Source organism: Mycobacterium sp. 050272 (genome assembly GCF_039023525.1).
Taxonomy (GTDB): domain Bacteria; phylum Actinomycetota; class Actinomycetes; order Mycobacteriales; family Mycobacteriaceae; genus Mycobacterium.
In genome coordinates, this window is record NZ_JBCHKV010000003.1 from 169078 (window position 1) to 185340 (window position 16263).

The 16263-nt window shown below is 66.4% G+C and carries 19 protein-coding genes; 8 read left to right on the forward strand and 11 right to left on the reverse strand.

Features of this window, described 5'->3' with window-relative positions; all coding sequences use genetic code 11:
- Nucleotides 1-31: 31 nt before the first annotated feature.
- Nucleotides 32-1024 carry a stage II sporulation protein M gene (locus AAHS21_RS08490; protein WP_342927244.1) on the forward strand — a complete coding sequence of 331 codons (993 nt, stop codon included), beginning with the start codon at nucleotides 32-34 and terminating at the stop codon, nucleotides 1022-1024.
- Nucleotides 1025-1027: 3 nt separating this feature from the next.
- Here AAHS21_RS08490 and AAHS21_RS08495 read toward each other — a convergent pair whose 3' ends face one another.
- From AAHS21_RS08495 to AAHS21_RS08515, 5 genes are read right to left on the reverse strand one after another with little or no spacing between them, the layout of a single operon-like run.
- Nucleotides 1028-2350, reverse strand: a complete 1323-nt coding sequence (locus tag AAHS21_RS08495) for a DUF58 domain-containing protein (protein WP_342927245.1) — start codon at nucleotides 2348-2350, stop codon at nucleotides 1028-1030.
- Nucleotides 2350-3342 carry a MoxR family ATPase gene (locus AAHS21_RS08500; protein ID WP_342927246.1) on the reverse strand — a complete coding sequence of 331 codons (993 nt, stop codon included), beginning with the start codon at nucleotides 3340-3342 and terminating at the stop codon, nucleotides 2350-2352. The genes AAHS21_RS08495 and AAHS21_RS08500 overlap by 1 nt, the downstream gene beginning before the upstream one ends.
- On the reverse strand, nucleotides 3339-4478 hold the full coding sequence (locus AAHS21_RS08505; RefSeq protein ID WP_342927247.1) for a DUF4350 domain-containing protein: 1140 nt from the start codon (nucleotides 4476-4478) through the stop codon (nucleotides 3339-3341). The genes AAHS21_RS08500 and AAHS21_RS08505 overlap by 4 nt, the downstream gene beginning before the upstream one ends.
- Nucleotides 4478-5131: a DUF4129 domain-containing protein gene (locus AAHS21_RS08510; protein WP_342927248.1), complete on the reverse strand. Its 654-nt coding sequence runs from the start codon at nucleotides 5129-5131 to the stop codon at nucleotides 4478-4480. The genes AAHS21_RS08505 and AAHS21_RS08510 overlap by 1 nt, the downstream gene beginning before the upstream one ends.
- A 12-nt stretch (nucleotides 5132-5143) precedes the next feature.
- Nucleotides 5144-6481, reverse strand: coding sequence for a hypothetical protein (locus AAHS21_RS08515; protein WP_342927498.1), 1338 nt, complete (start codon nucleotides 6479-6481; stop codon nucleotides 5144-5146).
- Nucleotides 6482-6599: 118 nt separating this feature from the next.
- On the opposite strand from AAHS21_RS08515, the gene AAHS21_RS08520 reads away from it, so the two are divergent.
- The 6 genes from AAHS21_RS08520 to AAHS21_RS08545 all read left to right on the forward strand — a co-directional run bounded on the left by AAHS21_RS08520 (nucleotide 6600) and on the right by AAHS21_RS08545 (nucleotide 10115).
- Nucleotides 6600-7064, forward strand: a complete 465-nt coding sequence (locus AAHS21_RS08520; protein ID WP_342927249.1) for a GatB/YqeY domain-containing protein — start codon at nucleotides 6600-6602, stop codon at nucleotides 7062-7064.
- A gap of 40 nt (nucleotides 7065-7104) precedes the next feature.
- Nucleotides 7105-8091: an LLM class F420-dependent oxidoreductase gene (locus AAHS21_RS08525; RefSeq protein WP_342927250.1), complete on the forward strand. Its 987-nt coding sequence runs from the start codon at nucleotides 7105-7107 to the stop codon at nucleotides 8089-8091.
- Between the two features lie 61 nt (nucleotides 8092-8152).
- Nucleotides 8153-8548, forward strand: coding sequence for a malate dehydrogenase (locus tag AAHS21_RS08530; RefSeq protein ID WP_342927251.1), 396 nt, complete (start codon nucleotides 8153-8155; stop codon nucleotides 8546-8548).
- Nucleotides 8549-8565: 17 nt separating this feature from the next.
- On the forward strand, nucleotides 8566-9120 hold the full coding sequence (locus AAHS21_RS08535) for a type 1 glutamine amidotransferase domain-containing protein (protein ID WP_342927252.1): 555 nt from the start codon (nucleotides 8566-8568) through the stop codon (nucleotides 9118-9120).
- Nucleotides 9121-9216: 96 nt separating this feature from the next.
- Nucleotides 9217-9909, forward strand: coding sequence for a HemK2/MTQ2 family protein methyltransferase (locus AAHS21_RS08540; protein ID WP_342927253.1), 693 nt, complete (start codon nucleotides 9217-9219; stop codon nucleotides 9907-9909).
- A complete protein-coding gene (locus AAHS21_RS08545) occupies nucleotides 9906-10115 on the forward strand; it encodes a CDGSH iron-sulfur domain-containing protein (protein WP_342927254.1) in 210 nt (69 codons plus the stop codon). Before AAHS21_RS08540 ends, AAHS21_RS08545 begins: the two co-directional genes overlap by 4 nt.
- A 3-nt stretch (nucleotides 10116-10118) precedes the next feature.
- Here AAHS21_RS08545 and AAHS21_RS08550 read toward each other — a convergent pair whose 3' ends face one another.
- The 6 genes from AAHS21_RS08550 to AAHS21_RS08575 are packed head-to-tail and all read right to left on the reverse strand — an operon-like array spanning nucleotide 10119 to nucleotide 15731.
- A complete protein-coding gene (locus AAHS21_RS08550; protein WP_342927499.1) occupies nucleotides 10119-11138 on the reverse strand; it encodes an iron-containing redox enzyme family protein in 1020 nt (339 codons plus the stop codon).
- A gap of 46 nt (nucleotides 11139-11184) precedes the next feature.
- Entirely contained in the window at nucleotides 11185-13422 is a 2238-nt protein-coding gene (locus AAHS21_RS08555; RefSeq protein WP_342927255.1) for a SpoIIE family protein phosphatase, read from the reverse strand.
- Nucleotides 13419-14045, reverse strand: coding sequence for a SpoIIE family protein phosphatase (locus tag AAHS21_RS08560; protein ID WP_342927256.1), 627 nt, complete (start codon nucleotides 14043-14045; stop codon nucleotides 13419-13421). The genes AAHS21_RS08555 and AAHS21_RS08560 overlap by 4 nt, the downstream gene beginning before the upstream one ends.
- Nucleotides 14038-14448, reverse strand: a complete 411-nt coding sequence (locus AAHS21_RS08565; RefSeq protein ID WP_342927257.1) for an anti-sigma regulatory factor — start codon at nucleotides 14446-14448, stop codon at nucleotides 14038-14040. The genes AAHS21_RS08560 and AAHS21_RS08565 overlap by 8 nt, the downstream gene beginning before the upstream one ends.
- Nucleotides 14438-14827: an STAS domain-containing protein gene (locus tag AAHS21_RS08570; RefSeq protein WP_342927258.1), complete on the reverse strand. Its 390-nt coding sequence runs from the start codon at nucleotides 14825-14827 to the stop codon at nucleotides 14438-14440. The genes AAHS21_RS08565 and AAHS21_RS08570 overlap by 11 nt, the downstream gene beginning before the upstream one ends.
- 22 nt (nucleotides 14828-14849) lie before the next feature.
- Nucleotides 14850-15731: an STAS domain-containing protein gene (locus AAHS21_RS08575; protein ID WP_342927259.1), complete on the reverse strand. Its 882-nt coding sequence runs from the start codon at nucleotides 15729-15731 to the stop codon at nucleotides 14850-14852.
- A gap of 159 nt (nucleotides 15732-15890) precedes the next feature.
- Between AAHS21_RS08575 and AAHS21_RS08580 the strand changes: the two genes are divergently transcribed.
- Nucleotides 15891-16259, forward strand: a complete 369-nt coding sequence (locus AAHS21_RS08580; RefSeq protein ID WP_342927260.1) for an STAS domain-containing protein — start codon at nucleotides 15891-15893, stop codon at nucleotides 16257-16259.
- Nucleotides 16260-16263: the final 4 nt, after the last annotated feature.

Genomic DNA, 16263 nt, shown 5'->3' on the forward strand with positions numbered 1-16263 from the left:
GTGACCCCGAAAAACCGATTAGGCTGCCAAGGTGGACGTCGACGCATTCGTGCTGACCCATCGCCCCACCTGGGACCGGCTTGACCAGTTGATCAAGCGGCGCAGGTCGCTGACGGGCGCGGAGGTCGATGAACTCGTCGAGCTTTACCAGCGAGTGTCCACCCATCTGTCAATGCTGCGGTCGGCGTCCTCGGATTCGCTGATGATCGGTCGACTGTCCAGCCTGATCGCGCGCGCCCGTTCCGCGGTCACCGGTGCCCATGCGCCACTGACCAGCACGTTCACCAGGTTCTGGACGGTGTCCTTCCCGGTGACCGCATACCGTGCCTGGCGGTGGTGGTTGGCCACCGCGGTCGCCTTCTTCGGCGTCGTGGTGATCATCGCGGTCTGGGTGGCGAACAATCCCGATGTGCAGGCCGCCGTCGGAACACCCAGCGACATCGACCATTTGGTCAACCACGACATCGCCGAGTACTACAGCGAACACCCTGCCGCGGCGTTCGCTCTGCACGTCTGGGTGAACAACTCCTGGGTATCTGCCCAGTGCATCGCGTTTTCGGTGTTACTGGGCCTACCGATTCCGTTCGTGCTGTTCCAAAATGCCGCCAACCTGGGTTTGATCGCGGGGCTGATGTTTGCGGCCGGTAAGGGCGGCATCCTGTTGGGTTTGCTGCTCCCGCACGGGCTGCTGGAGCTGACCGCGGTGTTTCTGTCCGGGGCAGCGGGGATGCGCCTGGGATGGTCGGTGATATCACCCGGCGATCGGCCCCGCGGGCAGGTGCTCGCCGAGCAGGGCCGGGCCGTCGTGTCGGTAGCGATTGGGCTCGTCGGCGTGCTGCTGGTGTCTGGGCTGATCGAAGCGATGGTGACGCCGTCCCCCTTGCCGACGTTCATCCGTGTCGCTATCGGGGTCCTCGCCGAGGCGGCGTTCCTGACCTACATCATCTACTTCGGGCGCCGTGCGGTGAAGGCCGGCGAGACCGGCGATATCGACGATGCGCCCGACGTGATTCCCGCCGCCTGAAACTTACAGCCGCCCTGTCGCTTTCATCGCCAAGTAGCGGTCGGCCAGCGCGGGCGCCAATTCGTCGGGTGGCGCGTCGACGACTTCCACCCCGCTTTGGCGCAGGCGGGTCGCGATCGCACGGCGGTCGTTGCGGGACCGTTCGGCGGCCGCCGCGTCGTAGACCGCCGCCGCATCCGAACGCCCGGTCGCCATTTCGTCCACCCGGGGATCGGAGACCGCGGCGACCAGCAGATGGTGCTTGGACGACAGCTGCGGTAGCACCGGCAGCAGTCCCTCGTCCAGGGCGGTGGCGTTGAGGTCGGTCAACAACACCACCAGCGATCGCCGCCGGGTACGCCTAGCGATCGCGGCAACCATTGCACGCCAATCGGATTCGATGAGAGTGGGCTGCAGCGGGGCCATCGCCTCGACCAGCTGGGCGAGCAACTCGGTACGCGATGCACCGAACACGCCGGCCCGAGTCAACCGGTCATGAGCGAGGAAGTCGACATGATCGCCGGCCCGCGATGCGAGCGCCGCCAGCAACAGCGCGGCGTCCATCGACCAGTCCAGCCGGGGCCAGCCCGCGGGGTCGGACGCGGTCGGATCTACGCCGACGCGGCCCGCCGCCATGCGCCCGGTGTCCAGCACGATCACCACCCGCCGGTCGCGTTCGGGCCGCCAGGTGCGGACCATGACGTCGGAGCGCCGCGCCGAAGCGCGCCAGTCGATGGACCGCACATCGTCGCCGACGACATACTCACGTAGCGAGTCGAATTCGGTTCCCTGGCCGCGGATCAGCGTCGGCAGCAGTCCGTCGATCTCGCGCAGTTTGGCCAGTCGCGACGGCAGGTGCTTGCGCGACAAGAACGGCGGCAGTACCCGGACCTGACCGGGCACCGGCTGCGAACTCTGCCGTCCGGCCAATCCCAGCGGCCCGATCGACCGGGCGGTGACCACCGCCGCGCGCTGGTCGCCCCGGCGGACGGGTCGCAGGTGCGTCTGGACATGCTGAAATTGCCCGGCGGCGACCTTGACCGCGTGAATGCGCGGTTCGGCGCGCGCGCTGGGTGGCCAGGCATCGCGGATCTGGCCGCGGAAACGGCGGGAGCCGTCGTTGTGGATCTCCAGCGTCATGTCCACCGGTTGACCAAGCCGTACCGAAGAGTTCGGCGAACGGACATAACGCAGTTTGCGGGTACTCGCGGCGAGTGCGATATCGACAGCCACGGCTACCGCCAGCGCGGCCAGCAGCACCTCGAAAACCTTTGCCGGCCAAGGAGAGAGCGCGATCGGAATAATGCAGATCAGCGCCACCAGGCCGGTGCGCCCGGTCAGAATCACTAGCGCGGCACCGGGACCGATGCCAGGATGCCGTCGAGCACTCCGTCCGGCGTCGCGCCCTCGAGTTCGGCTTCGGAGCGAAGCATCACCCGGTGCCGCAGCGTCGGGCGGGCCATCGCCTTCACGTCGTCGGGAGTGACGTAGTTTCGGCCGGACAGCCACGCCCAGGAGCGCGCGGTGCCCAGCAGGGCCGTCGCGCCACGCGGTGACACGCCCAGTTGCAAGGCGGGGGAGGAGCGGGTCGCTCCGACGATGTCGACGATGTATCCCAATACCTCGTCAGCGATCAGAACCTGTTGCACCGCTTGCCGTCCCGCAGCCAGCTCGGCGGGCCCGGCGACCGGTTTGATCGCGGACAGATCGCGGGGGTCGAAGCCGTGCGCGTGCCGGCCGAGGATGGCGATTTCGGAATCACGAGACGGCAGCGTCACATTCAGCTTGAGCAGGAAGCGGTCGAGCTGCGCTTCCGGCAACTGATACGTGCCCTCGTATTCGATGGGGTTCTGGGTCGCGGCGACGATGAAAGGGTCTGGCAGCGGCCGCGATTCGCCGTCCACGCTAACCTGCCGTTCCTCCATGGCCTCGAGTAGCGCGGCCTGCGTCTTGGGCGGGGTGCGGTTGATCTCGTCTGCCAGCAGCAGATTGGTGAACACCGGGCCCGGCCGGAACGCGAACTCGGCGGTGCGCGCGTCGTACACCAGCGATCCGGTGACATCACCGGGCATCAGGTCGGGGGTGAACTGCACTCGCTTGAATTCCAGTTGCAAGGCCGCGGACAGCGCCCGCACGAGCAGTGTCTTCGCTACTCCCGGAACACCTTCCAGCAACACGTGCCCGCGACACAGCAGCGCGATCACCAGGCCACTGATCACCCCTTCCTGTCCGACGACGGCCTTGGCGAGTTCGCCGCGCAACGCCAGCAGTGCGTCGCGCGCCGAGTCCGCGAGTGGGGATTGGGCGGTAGCTTGTGGGGCGGAAGGGGACTGTGTCACGAGTGGGTGACCTGCCTTTCGATTTCGTCGAGCGCACGGGAGAGTTGGAGCAAGTCGTTGTCGGTGCCCGGCGGCGGTCCGAACAGGTGGTAGGAGACAAATCCCGCGTCGATCCCGGTGCGCTGGGCGACGGTCATCACCACCGCCTGTGCCGGGGCGCCGGCACCCAGGCCGAGCCTGGGCAGCAGCCGCTGCAGTGTCGCGGTGCGCAGGGCGGCGGCGGCGCGATCGCGTGCCCGCCGGGATCGGTACAGGCGGCCGCGGCCCTCCACGGTCTCCGAGGCGCGCACCACGACGGGCAGGTCCTCGGCAACCAGCGGACCGGGCCTGCGGGCCTTCCACAGCGCGACCAGCAGCACGACGACGCACAGTTGCCCGACGATCCAGTTCACGTTGTCCGGAATCAGGTCGAAAATCGATGTGGCGGAGCTTGTTTCACCTTCGACGTGATGAGGCGCGTACCAGATCAAGCGGGGTCGGTCGCCCGCGAGATTCATCGCCAGCGCGGCATTGCCGGCCTGTGTCAGGGCTTGATTGGTCATGAAGTCGCTGCTTCCGACCGCGGTGATGGTTCGGCCGTCGTCCCGGAAACGAATCAGAACACCGGCGTAGCAGCGGGTAATCACCCGGGTGTCTTTGACGTCGAATGTGTCGGCGGGGCCGAAACGAACCGATCCGGCTCGAGTCGCCTCGCGCAGCGTGCAGTCCGGATTGCTGTCAAAGGAACTGGCGCCCGAGATGCGCACGCCGGGCAGCAGAGCTTCGCGGGTTCGGGCCGTAGGTTCGACCAGGAGCAGATCGCCGGGTGCCTTGGCCAGTCGCTCCAGCATGTCTTCGGACAGATACTGGCTCTGCGCCAACAGGATTTGCGTGTCGGGACGGGCCGCGTGTTCGACGTCGGCGAGGTTGTCGGCCACCACAACGTCGACACCGCCGTCGCGCAGCAGAGTGACCAACGCGTGGGCGCCGTCGGTTCCGGTGGACTCCGCGTCCAGACGGGCACCTGGTCGCGGCGCGGTCAGGTAGGCACCGAGCCAGGCGATGGCCGCCAGCACAACCAATACGAGGACGACGCCGCGCCACGACCGCCAACGGCCGGTGGTCGCGATTGCGGATTGAGCTGCGGTGGTGGCCATCACCGCACCTGAGCCCATGATTCGACCGGGGTGTAGTGCCCGGCCGTGGCTGGGGTGGTCGGCGCCCGCATCCGCACATGGTCGTCGAGGTCAGCGATCATCTGATATGCGGACTGGGTGCCCGGCACCTCCCCGTACGTGACGTCGTTGAACGCCGTTGCCGCTTGCGACAATTCGCCGGTCAAGTGAGGCAGCACCTCGCCGGCGTCTCGGGCCAGCTCGTTGGCGGTGCGCCCGGGCGCCGGGTTCAGCACCCCGGTCTCTTCGAGTTGGCGCGCGATGGCTCGCAACCGGTGACGAATGGCGGCGGTCCAATTCCCTTCCGCTGCATAGCGTTCCGCCGTCGCACGATGCTGTGCCGCAGTCAGCTGAGCGGCTTCGAATAGTTGATAGTCACCGCGGCGCCTGCTGCGCATGGTGCGTCGCGCGGTGTGAATGGCAACCACGATTGCGATGGCCAGCAGGGTGAGCAGCACCGCGGTGGTCAACCAGCCGCCGGGTAGCGAGGAGGTCTTCTGTAACAGCCGGTACAGCAACTCGTTGATCCAATCCATGAGCTGCTGGGTCGCGGACGCCTTGGTATAGATCGGCTTGCTGAGCTCGTCGGCTGCGGCCTGGTGTGCGGCATCACGGTCGATGTCGATAGAAGGCACTGTCGTCCTCGCTCAGCCCGCCAGGGGCCGGGTCAGCCAGAGGTTGTCGGTCGAGGCAGCCGCGTACGGCCCGCTCGCCGCACCGGATTGCAGAACCAGGTCGAATGCCTCGGCGCGGATGCGCCGGTCGGTGTAGAGCAGCACGATGACGCCGGCGTTGAACGGAGCCGTGATGATCTGGCCGATCGCCGATCCGATCGACGTGATCATGGTGCCCAGGAGCAGCAGTCCCGTGGACGGCATCCCGGCCAGCATCACCTGCCCGACGATGCTGAACGGTGCGCTGATCGCCCCGGAGACGACACCGGCCACAATGAACGTCAGCACCCGGATGCCCAGCACCCGCCAGAAACCATTGCGAAGCAGCGCAAAGGATCTGGTGATTGCGCTGAGGACCGGCAGCCGCTCCAGCACGATCAGCACCGGCGCGAACAGCACGACCATGTACAGGTACACCATCAACGCGATCAGGGCCAAGAACATCGGGATACCGATCAGCACGGCCGCGGCCCCGTTGCCGATCGCCGCGATCAACGCGACGATCACGGCGGCGAGCCCGAACAGGGCGGCCACCACGGCGAATTCCAGCAGCGCCAGGCCGAGCAAGGGGAGCAGCCGACCACGGATCTTGGCCCACGTCTCGCCGATCGTGATCGACGATCCGAACACCGCCCGCCCGACAATGACGGTGAGCATTCCGGACAGCAGCATGCTGCCCAGCCAGGTGACCAGCACGCCGACACCCATCGAGCCGAACCACGCGCCGACCACTCCCCAATTCATTTCTGCCGATCGATCGCGGGTGATCCCGCCGAACGCGGCGATGGGCCCCACGGTCGCGACCAGCGAAATGATCTGCATGACCACAACGACGATGGCGGTTAACCCCAACGTGGCCTTCGGGTTGGTGCGGATGTAGCCGACCGCGCCGTTGAAGATGTCGCTGAGGCTTAGCGGTCGCAGCGGGATGATTCCGGGTTTGATCGCACCCGGGGTCAGCTGGGGCGATCCGTACTGAGGCCCATATCCGTACTGCGGCCCATAGCCGGGGGGTGGGCCGTAGCCGGGTGGTGGGCCGTAACCGGGCGGTGGAACGTAGCCGGGGGGTGGGCCGTAACCGGAAGGGGGACCGTAACCGGGTGGTGGGCCGTAGCTGGGCGGTGGGCCGTAACCGGAAGGCGGCCCGTAGGCGGAAGGCGGCCCGTAGGCGGGCTGCGCCCCGTATCCGGGCGGTGGACCGCCGTGGGCGGGTGGCGTGCCGTATGCCGGCGGAAAGGCGTTGGGTGTGGGCCCTGCAGGTGGCGGGCCGGCCGGATAGCCAGGCGGTGGCGAGCTCACCGTGTCCAGCAGCCGTCGTCGTTCGTCATGGGGTCCATCCTGTCGGCGGTCGGGGCTTTTCTCAATCTTGCCCAGTGTCCGGTCGCGCCGCCGCTGGCCTGCACAGTCTGGGCGCGTAGCGTCTCTGAGCATGGCGGAACTCAAAGCCCGGCTTCGGGCGGACCTCACCGGGGCGATGAAGACCCAGGATAAGTTGCGGACCGCGACCCTACGCATGTTGCTGGCCGCTATCCAGACCGAGGAAGTTTCCGGCAAGGAGGCCAGGGAGCTCTCCGATGACGAAATCCTCAAGGTATTCGCCCGCGAATCCCGCAAGCGCGGTGAGGCTGCCGAGATTTACACCCAGAACGGCCGTGGCGAGCTGGCTGCTAACGAGCATGCCGAGGCGCGGATCATCGACGAGTATCTGCCCACGCCGCTCACCGAGGCGGAGATAGCCGACGTGGTCGACACCGCCATCGCCCAAGTTGCTGAGGCCATCGGCGAGCGCCCCAGCATGAAACAGATGGGACAGGTCATGAAGGCCGCGACCGCGATCGCGGGCGGCAAGGCCGACGGCTCCCGGCTATCGGCGGCGGTCAAAGACCGGCTTTAGCCGTCGTTTGCGTCCGTGGGCCGGGGGTACTCGGTCTGTTATGACTAAGTTCGGCTACACCTTGATGACCGAGCAGAGCGGACCCAAAGACCTTGTCCGGTACGCGATTTCGGCCGAGCAGCGCGGGTTCGACTTCGAGGTCTGCAGCGATCACTTCTCCCCGTGGCTGACCTCACAGGGGCACGCGCCCAACGCCTGGGCGGTGCTGGGCGCGGTGGCACACGCGACCGAGCGAGTCGACCTGTACACCTACGTGACCTGCCCGACGATGCGGTATCACCCCGCGGTCGTCGCTCAGCAGGCCGCCACCGTGCAGATTCTCGCCGACGGGCGGTTCACCCTGGGGCTGGGCAGCGGGGAGAACCTCAACGAGCACGTTGTCGGTAAGGGCTGGCCAACCGCCGAACGGCGCCAAGACATGCTTCGCGAAGCCATCAAAATCATTCGTGAGCTGTTCGGCGGCCGGCTGGTGAGCTGGCGTGGTGACTACTTCCAGGTGGACTCCGCGCGGCTGTGGGATCTGCCCGACGTTCCGGTCGGCATCGGTGTGGCCATGAGCGGCCACAGCAGTGTCGAGAACTTCGCCAAGCTCGCCGACCACCTGATCGCGGTGCAGCCCGACAAGGACCTGGTTGACTCCTGGCATGCCACCCGGCAGGCCGCCAATGGAGCCGAGGGCGGGCGGGTGGTCGGGCAGATTCCGGTGTGCTGGGATCCTGACCGCGACGCCGCAATCGCACGCGCCCACGACCAGTTCCGGTGGTTCGGCGGTGGCTGGGCGGTCAACGCCGACTTGCCGACCCCGGCCGGTTTCGCCGGCGCGACTCAATTCGTGCGACCCGAAGACGTCGCAGATTCCATTCCGTGCGGGCCGGACCTGGACGCGATCGTGGACGCCGTGCGGCCGTACTGGGAAGCCGGCTTCACCGATATCGCGCTCATCCAGATCGGCGGGCAGACACAAGATCTATTTCTCAAAGAAGCGGCCGAACCCTTGCTGAACGCATTGCGCGCGGCATCGTCTTAGGCACGCGTTTGATGTTTTCCGGCAAGGGTATTCGGGCCGGCGTTACGCAAGGGAGGTACCCATGACCGATTCATCCGGCAAGACGACCACGGCGTTGGTGAATGGCCTCGGCGGAGCCAGTTTCGGCCTCGGGCTGAGCGAAATCGTGGCGCCCGGGAAGGTCGCCGCCCTCGCGGGGGTGGATGACACCAGGCTGACACGCCGAGTCATCCGGGCGCTGGGCGTGCGTGAATGTGGCCATGGCGCAGCCCTGTTGGGCGGCCCCGCCAGGCTGGTGTGGACTCGGGTTGCCGGTGATGTGCTGGACCTGGCGTTGCTGGCGGTGGGAGTGGCGCGCCGCGAACGCGGACGTCGACGGCGCGGAGCCGTTGCCGGTGTGGCTCTTACCGGAATCGCAGCGGTGGACCTCTACACGGCGTTACGCACCACAAGCAACGGCGCAGCCTACGCCGTCTAACCGTGAAGGAGAACACGATGGCAAACGAACTGCAAGGCAAGACGATCGCCATTCTGGCGGCCGACGGGGTGGAGAAGGTCGAACTCGAGCAGCCGCGCGCGGCCCTCAAGCAAGCGGGCGCGCACGTCGAGGTCCTCTCGCTGAAGGCCGGCGAAATCCAGGCGCGCGAGCATGATCTCGAGCCCGCCGGGCGATTCACGGTCGACCGTGCGGTGTCGGATGCCTCGGTGGAGGAGTTCGACGGACTGGTATTGCCGGGCGGCACGGTGAACCCCGACAAACTGCGCAACGACGCGACCGCGGTCTCGTTCGTTCGCGACTTCGTCGGGTCGGGAAAGCCGGTTGCGGCCATCTGCCACGGGCCGTGGACGCTGGTCGAGGCCGGGGTGGTCGCCGGGCGCAAACTCACCTCGTATCCGAGCATTCGCACCGACCTGCGCAATGCCGGCGCGGACGTGGTCGACGAGGAGGTCGTCGTCGACGGCAACCTGATCACCAGCCGTTCCCCGTCGGACCTGCCGGCGTTCTGCTCCACGCTGATCAAGCAGATCGCGCACGCAGTAACGGGTTAGGTCTCGCCAGGCGGGTGAGGCGTTTTAACGCATTGTTTGTGGGCATTACCCACGAAATGCCGTGATCGCCACGGCGATGTTGCGAAAGGCCCGCCGTTGACGAGCACGTACCCCGTTACCGCCGACGTTCTAGTTGAGCCGACCGTGTATCAGCCACAAGCCGATTCCCGATTGCTGGTTCGCGCAATGCAATACAGTGGCCTGATTCCGGGTCGTCGGGTCCTGGATCTGTGTACCGGAAGCGGGTTCGCCGCGATTGCCGCGGCTGAAATGGGTTGTGCCAGTGTGACGGCGTTCGATATCTGCCCGCACGCGGTGAATTCCACCCTGGGCAATGCGGACGTCGCGGGGGTCGATATCGATGTCCGGGAAGGCTCGTGGATCGCCGCCCTGCGATGCGAACCGTTCGAGGTGGTGGTGGCCAACCCGCCTTACGTGCCGACCCCACCGGAGGACGACATCGACATGGTCTCGCCGGGAGTAGGGCCGTCATGGGCGTGGAATGCCGGCCGGGACGGCCGGCGGGTGCTGGACCCGCTTTGCGCTGCGGCATCAGATTTGTTGTGCGATGGCGGATCCCTGCTCTTGGTCCAGTCGGCCCTGGCCGGCATCCACCGTTCGCTGGACTACTTGCGCTCTACCGGGTTGAACGCCGATGTTGTTGCCTCCGAACGTATTCCATTCGGGCCCGTGTTAACCCAGCGTGCCCGTTGGCTGGAGCAGATCGGGCTGGTGCCGCAGGGCTGCCGGGAGGAGGACCTGGTGGTGATCAGGGCGGACAAGCGATGACCGGCACGCGGGTACGTGTGGTCCCCAAGGGGCCCATCCTGCTACCGGGTCCGGTGCGTATCGAAGTCGACGACGGCCGGGTCGTCGAATCCGACCGGTTCATGGTGGCCATCTGCACCTGTGGGCGCAGTCGCGAATACCCGTTGTGCGACACCAGTCACCGTCGCTGTCGGCACGTCGAAGGCGTTAACACCAAGTCTGATTGAGGCCTAATTGAGCGGTCGCCGCAGCGAGGTCTGGTCCTGCTTCCAGGCTGTCAGGATGGTGTCGGCGAGGCGATCTTCGACCGCGGCGAGCGCCCGCATCCCGAACACGATGTCGCGGTCCAGCTCCGGTTCGCGGGCGATGAGATCACCCACCACGTCGTGGCGCACCACCTGCTCATGCACGGCGTCAGCCTCGACGTGTTCGCGGTAGAACGCGACGCACGCTTGTGGCGCATCCATCCGCTCCAGCGCTTGAGCCATCCGCCGCGAACCGGGCGACGACGTGATCTCCGTGGCGGCGAAATGTCCGATCGCCGCGCCGCGCAGCCGACGATGCAGGCCGAACAGCGACATCAGGTTGACCACCGCAAGCGCTTCGGCGGGCACGGCGTCCAGATACCCCAGGTAGGTCGTGTCCAGATCCGCCGCCGCCATCAGGTCCGCGAAGAGCTGTTGGTGCACGCGGTGGCCCTGTCCGGCGCCGTACTCGTCGAATTCGATCGCCACGAATGCCGCCTTGGCGCCGCCCGTCAGCCGCGGGATGGCCCAGGCATGCGGATCGCCCTCCTTGAGGTGATACATCGATCGGTGCACGAAGTACTCGCGCATCTGCTGCCAGGTCCCGGTGTCGCGCAGATAGTAGGACGGCCCGGTGCCGTCGACGGGTTCGACGGAAATCGCGTCCATCTCCGCCGTCGCGGTCCGGTCGGGTTCGATCGGGCCGACATCGCGACGTACACCCGCCAGGAAGGCACGCTCGAGTTCGCCGCGCAGTCGCAGCAGGTCGGGATTCCATTCCCAGGCGGGATCCACGCCCGCAAAACCCCGGTAGTGCAGCTCGTAGCACATGCACAGGGCCAGTTGCAGGTCGAGGCCGTACGGATCCGAATCGCCCACCGACGAACCGATCCGCGCGAGGTGGTCTACGGATGACGGCCCGGCCAGCGCCCGGTGCACGGCCGTCGACAGTGGGCCGTGTGCCGCCGGCAGGGCGGGTTCGATGCTGATCGACGCGCGGGTCACGTCGTTGGACATACCACGGCTGGGGTCATGGCAAACGGTGCCCTTTCTAACGGCCGCCGGACCAGTCGTCGTCGCCGGCGGGTGCTGCGGGCAGCCGGAAGGTGATGTCCACGACCGTTCCGGTTGGGCTGCTGTCGATCTGCATCATGTCGCTGATGGCCCGCATCAGGATCAGGCCGCGTCCGCTGTTGCCCGGGTTGATCGCCGGCGGTTTCCAGGAACCGCGGTCGGTGATGCGGGCATGGACCTGGCCGTCCACGGTCTTGACTTCGAGCAAGGTTGACCCGAGGCCATGTCCGCGGTAGGCGTGCTCAACGCAGTTGGTGCATCCCTCGTTAATGACCAGCACGATGTCATCGACGAGTTCGTCCGGGACATCAGCGGCCCTGAGCCAGTCGGCCAGCCGATGCCGGATGCTGGCCAGTTCGTCTGCGATAGCGTGCGTTTCTATCCGCAGCGGTGCCTGCTGGTGCCGGTAGATCACCATCGCCACATCGTCGTCGTATCCGCCCGCCGGCGCCAACTCGCGCAGCACCGCATCGGCGACGGCGTCCAACGGCAACGTCCTAGTCTCCACCAAAACGTCTGCGGCGCGGGTTATTCCGTCATCGAGCGCCTCGTGTTTGCGTTCCACCAGTCCGTCGGTGAACACCATCAGCGTCGAGCCGGACGGCAGCCGCCGGGAGACTTGCGGGCGAGGTTCGTCTCGAAGGACCGCCAGTGGCACCGATCGGGCGTCGGTGAGCACCGTGTTGCCCGAGGGTCCCGCAAGCACCGCGGGCATATGCCCGGCATTGCTGTACTCCAAGATGCCGGATTCGGTGTCCAGAATCGCCAGGAAAACAGTGGTGCAGTACGCATTCGGAATGAGCGAAGCCGCCAGGTCGAGTTGTTCGAGCACCACTGCGGGGCCAGCGCCGTTGATCAGCAGCGCGCGCGCCGAACTGCGCAACTGACCCATGATCGCCGCGGCGGGCAGGCCCCGCCCCACGCAGTCGCCGACGACGATGCCGATGCGGTGATCGCCGATCGAGAGCACGTCGTACCAGTCGCCGCCGATCTCCAGCGGCGGGACGGCGGGCTCGTAGCGCATCGCGAAACCCGGCGGCGACTCGATGGGCGGCAACATCGCGCGCTGCAACGTCAGCGATGTCTCACGGGCACTTTCGAATTGGCGTACATGCTGCATGGCCAGACTGAGATGACCGATCAGCACCGTGACCAACAGCCGATCCTCCGCGCTGAGCCAGCGCGGTGCGCCGAGCTCCAGCCACAAGGCAAGGTCTCCGGTGCCGGATAGCACCGCGACCAATCCCTGCGCCTTGCCGGGTTTATTGGTCCGCTCAACGGTTTTGGCCGTCAGCGGGAGCTGCTGGCGGGCATCCTGAAAGGTGTCACGCAACCAGGGATCCAGTCCGCGCCAGGTGGTCACGGCGGGTTCGCCCGCCACCTGCACCGTCGGTTCGCCGTCGCCGCCCGGCCAGGTCACGGCGATCACACGCTGGACGCCGATCGCCGTGCGGCATTCGTCGAGGGTGATCGCCAGCAGTTCGGCCACGCTTTTGGCCACTGCCACCGCGGTGGCCAAGCGCAAGACCGCACTCTCGCGAGCCGCGAATGCCCGTTCCGCGGTGACGTCGCGAATCGTGCCCACGTAGACCGCTTCGGCGGTTTCAGATTCTTTGACGGCATTGATGCTCACCATCACCCAGGCCAGGTGTCCGTCCCGATGCCGAATTGGTGTCTCGTACTGGGTCCCGCCCTCGCTGCGGACCCGGGACTGGTGTTCTCGCGCCGTCTTCTTGTCGACCAGCCATGGGTGCGGCCAGCGGTAGGGCAAGCCCTCGGTGGGGTAGCCGAGGATGTCGATGAAGGCGTTGTTGATCTCGATGATCGAGCCCTCGTGATCGGCGACGAAGAAGCCCTCCTGCAACGAATTCACAAGGGCGGTACGGAATTTGTCGCGGTCGGCCAGCCCGTCGGCACGAGCCCGCTGCTCCGCGTAGCGCTTGGTGCCGTCCAGGAATCCGCGAGTCGCGACGTCGAGCGGCGCCAGGGTCTGCAGCAGGAATTCCAGCGCGACCGGTGCGTCGACTTGGATGTCCTTGGACATCTCCAGCACCAGCCGGACGTGGTTCTCGATGATGTCGAGCATGCTGATTTGTTGCTGCAATGCCCGGCGTCCGAGATCGTGGGCGACGGCCAGGACGTTGTCGTCGCGCGCGTCCACGTAGCTGCGCAGCGCGCCGAGATACTGGGCGTGAAAATCGTCTGCATCGGTCATTGCGAGGCTCCCCGGTGACGCGCGGCGAGCACCATGGCGTCGTCGGTCTCCTTCGCATGCTTACCCAGAATGTGGTCGGCGATCACCATGGCCGACGCGGCGAAGTCGATATGGTCCAGGTGATCCTCGGTGATGCCGTCGCTGGCCAGCACGATCAAGTCGCCGACGCGCAGTGGTACCACCTGAGCGGGCCGGATTTCCGGGATGCGATAGCCGACGATGCCGGCGGCCAGACGCGCACTGGACCGGATGTGCGCGCCGGTCACATCCTTGGAGACTAGGTGGGCGCTGACATTTCCGACTCCGGTCCAGGTGAGCGTTTTCGCCCCGAAATCCACCCGCGCCAACGTCATCGCGACTCCTCTGGTCCCACCCAACACCCGGTGGCAAAGCTGGATCAAGACCTCGAGTCGTTCGCCGGGGGCCCGCTGGACCGTTTCGACGGCGCGCATCGCGGCGCTGGCGGCAGCGGGGCCGTGGCCGAGGCCGTCGACCACACCGAACAGAGCGGCGTCGTCACCGATCGCGACCGCGATTTTTCGGTCGCCGCTGGTGTGCTCGCCGGGTAGCGGGCGCCCCGCGTTCGCCCACTCGATAGGCCCTAGCCGTCCGTTTTCACGCACGGTCGGGAACCCACTTCCACATCTCGATGACGGTTCCCTTGCCGAGTGCGGATTCCACGATCAGCCGGTCCATCAGGCGCCGTGACCCGGGCAGGCCCATGCCCAGCCCGCGCCCGGTCGAGTAACCGTCCTCCATAGCCCGCTCGATGTCGGCGATGCCCGGACCGTCGTCCTCGGCGCGAACGACCAGCGCCTTGCGGCCGTCGCGCTGGGCCACCCAGACCCGCACCGAGCCGCGGCCGGCGTAGCTGGTGATGTTTCGGGCGATTTCGGAGATTGCCGTGGAGATCATCGTGACGTCGGTCAGCGAGAACCCCAGTTCTAGCGCGAGCTGATGACCGGCTTTGCGGGCTGCGACGATGTCGTCGGGATTGTTGATAGCGACGACAATGTCACCCGCCACCGTCGCGCCCGATCGTCGGCTTCCCTACTCCCCGTTGGCGATTCAGAAGCGCGAGGCCTTCTTCGAGATCCAACGCGGTGTTCATGTCGTCGAACGCAAGTCCCAGCTGGACCATCGCAAATGCCACCTCGGGCTGCAAACCCACGATCACGGTGTCGGCGCCGCGCAGCCGGGTCATGTGGGCGATCGTCCGCAGTGAACGTGCCGCAAAGGAATCCATTACGTCGATCGCGGTGACATCGACGATGATGCCCTGGGCGCGGAATTGGCTGACCCGCTCCATCAGGTCATACCGCAGTCGTTCGGCGTCGGAATCGGTCAGTGCGGCCTGCACGGAGGCGATAAGGATCGAGCCCTGTTTCAGGATGGGTACTGGCATGCGGGGCTCGTGTCAGTGGTGCTCACCCGGTCAGCTCGCCGGTGCGCGTGACTTCGTAGCCGAGCAACCGCTCGGCTTCTTCGATTCCACCCTGCAGGTCACCGACGGCATTCATCTTCGACAGATCCAGGCCGATCGTCACCAGCGTCAGGGCGATCTCCGAGGACAAACCGGTGATGATCACGCTGGCGCCCATCAGGCCTGACGCGTCGACCGTCTGCACCAGGTGGTTGGCCACCGTGGAGTCGATGGTCGGCACACCGGTGATGTCGATGACGACGACTTTCGCGCGGTTGGCGCGGATGGCTCGCAGCAGCTGCTCGGTGACCTGGCGGGCGCGCTGGCTGTCCAGCACACCGATGATCGGCAGAATCAGCAGCTGCTCGCGCACCTGCAGCACCGGCGTGGAGAGCTCGCGGATCGCCTCCTGCTGCTGGCGGATGATGCGCTCGCGCTCCTGCACGAAGGACACGCCCACGGTGTTGGCGATGCGGTTGGCGGCCGGTTCATAGGCGTCGAGCACCCGGTTGAGCATCTCGAACTCGGTTTGATACTTCTCGAACAGCGAGCGCGCCAGCACGTCACGCAGCAGCAGCACGATGCCGAGAACCTCGTCGGTTTCCACCCCTCGGGGGATGATGCGCTCGGACAGGTCGCGGGCGTAGGCCTGCAGCGCCTCGACGCTACCGGTTTCAAGCACCTCGACGTAGTTGTCATAGACGGCGGTCGCCTCGGAGAAGAGTTCCTCGGGCGTCATCGCGGTGAGCAGTTCGGCCTCGGTGATTCTTCGGGCCCACTCCTCGCGCAGAACCGTGCGATTTTGCCGCAAGTGCTGCACTAGCTGGGGAAGTAGACCTTCGCTGGAGATGCTTGCGGTGGTGCCGGTGCTGCTGGAATCTGACATCTGGCCTCCCGTGTGCCGCGTCGCGCTCCGCAGTGCGCAGGTTCTATGGGGAGACTAGCCTGGTTTGACGCGGGGCAGGTGTTGAGGTCTTCTTCTTCTCGCAGTTCGCAAGGCAGGTTAGGCTTGCACCACACTCAAGGCCCAGACGAAGGATCGCCATTGTCAGCTCCTGATTCGATTACCACGTTGGTTGCGGACCACGATGGCGTGTCCGTGGTCAGTGTCAGCGGTGAAATCGATTTGGTCACCGCTCCGGCCCTGGAGCAAGCTATCGGTGCGGTCGTCGCGGAAGGCCCGACGGCGCTGGTCATCGACCTGTCCGCGGTGGAGTTCCTCGGCTCGGTCGGGCTGAAGATCCTCGCGGCGACCTACGAGAAACTCGGCAAGTCGGCGGAGTTCGGGGTGGTCGCGCGGGGTCCGGCGACCCGGCGCCCGATCCACCTCACTGGTCTGGACAAGACGTTCCCCCTGTATCCGACGCTCGACGACGCGTTGACCGGCGTGCGAGACGGCAAACTCAACCACTGACGTT

What these genes read in the sequence shown, in the direction of transcription:
- AAHS21_RS08570 (WP_342927258.1), bottom strand. Translation starts at nt 14,827, where the DNA reads ATGCCAGTACCCATCCTGAAACAGGGCTCGATCCTTATCGCCTCCGTG.
- AAHS21_RS08505 (WP_342927247.1), bottom strand. Translation starts at nt 4,478, where the DNA reads ATGGCCACCACCGCAGCTCAATCCGCAATCGCGACCACCGGCCGTTGG.
- AAHS21_RS08535 (WP_342927252.1), top strand. Translation starts at nt 8,566, where the DNA reads ATGGCAAACGAACTGCAAGGCAAGACGATCGCCATTCTGGCGGCCGAC.
- AAHS21_RS08525 (WP_342927250.1), top strand. Translation starts at nt 7,105, where the DNA reads ATGACTAAGTTCGGCTACACCTTGATGACCGAGCAGAGCGGACCCAAA.
- AAHS21_RS08575 (WP_342927259.1), bottom strand. Translation starts at nt 15,731, where the DNA reads ATGTCAGATTCCAGCAGCACCGGCACCACCGCAAGCATCTCCAGCGAA.
- AAHS21_RS08530 (WP_342927251.1), top strand. Translation starts at nt 8,153, where the DNA reads ATGACCGATTCATCCGGCAAGACGACCACGGCGTTGGTGAATGGCCTC.
- AAHS21_RS08520 (WP_342927249.1), top strand. Translation starts at nt 6,600, where the DNA reads ATGGCGGAACTCAAAGCCCGGCTTCGGGCGGACCTCACCGGGGCGATG.
- AAHS21_RS08555 (WP_342927255.1), bottom strand. Translation starts at nt 13,422, where the DNA reads ATGACCGATGCAGACGATTTTCACGCCCAGTATCTCGGCGCGCTGCGC.
- AAHS21_RS08545 (WP_342927254.1), top strand. Translation starts at nt 9,906, where the DNA reads ATGACCGGCACGCGGGTACGTGTGGTCCCCAAGGGGCCCATCCTGCTA.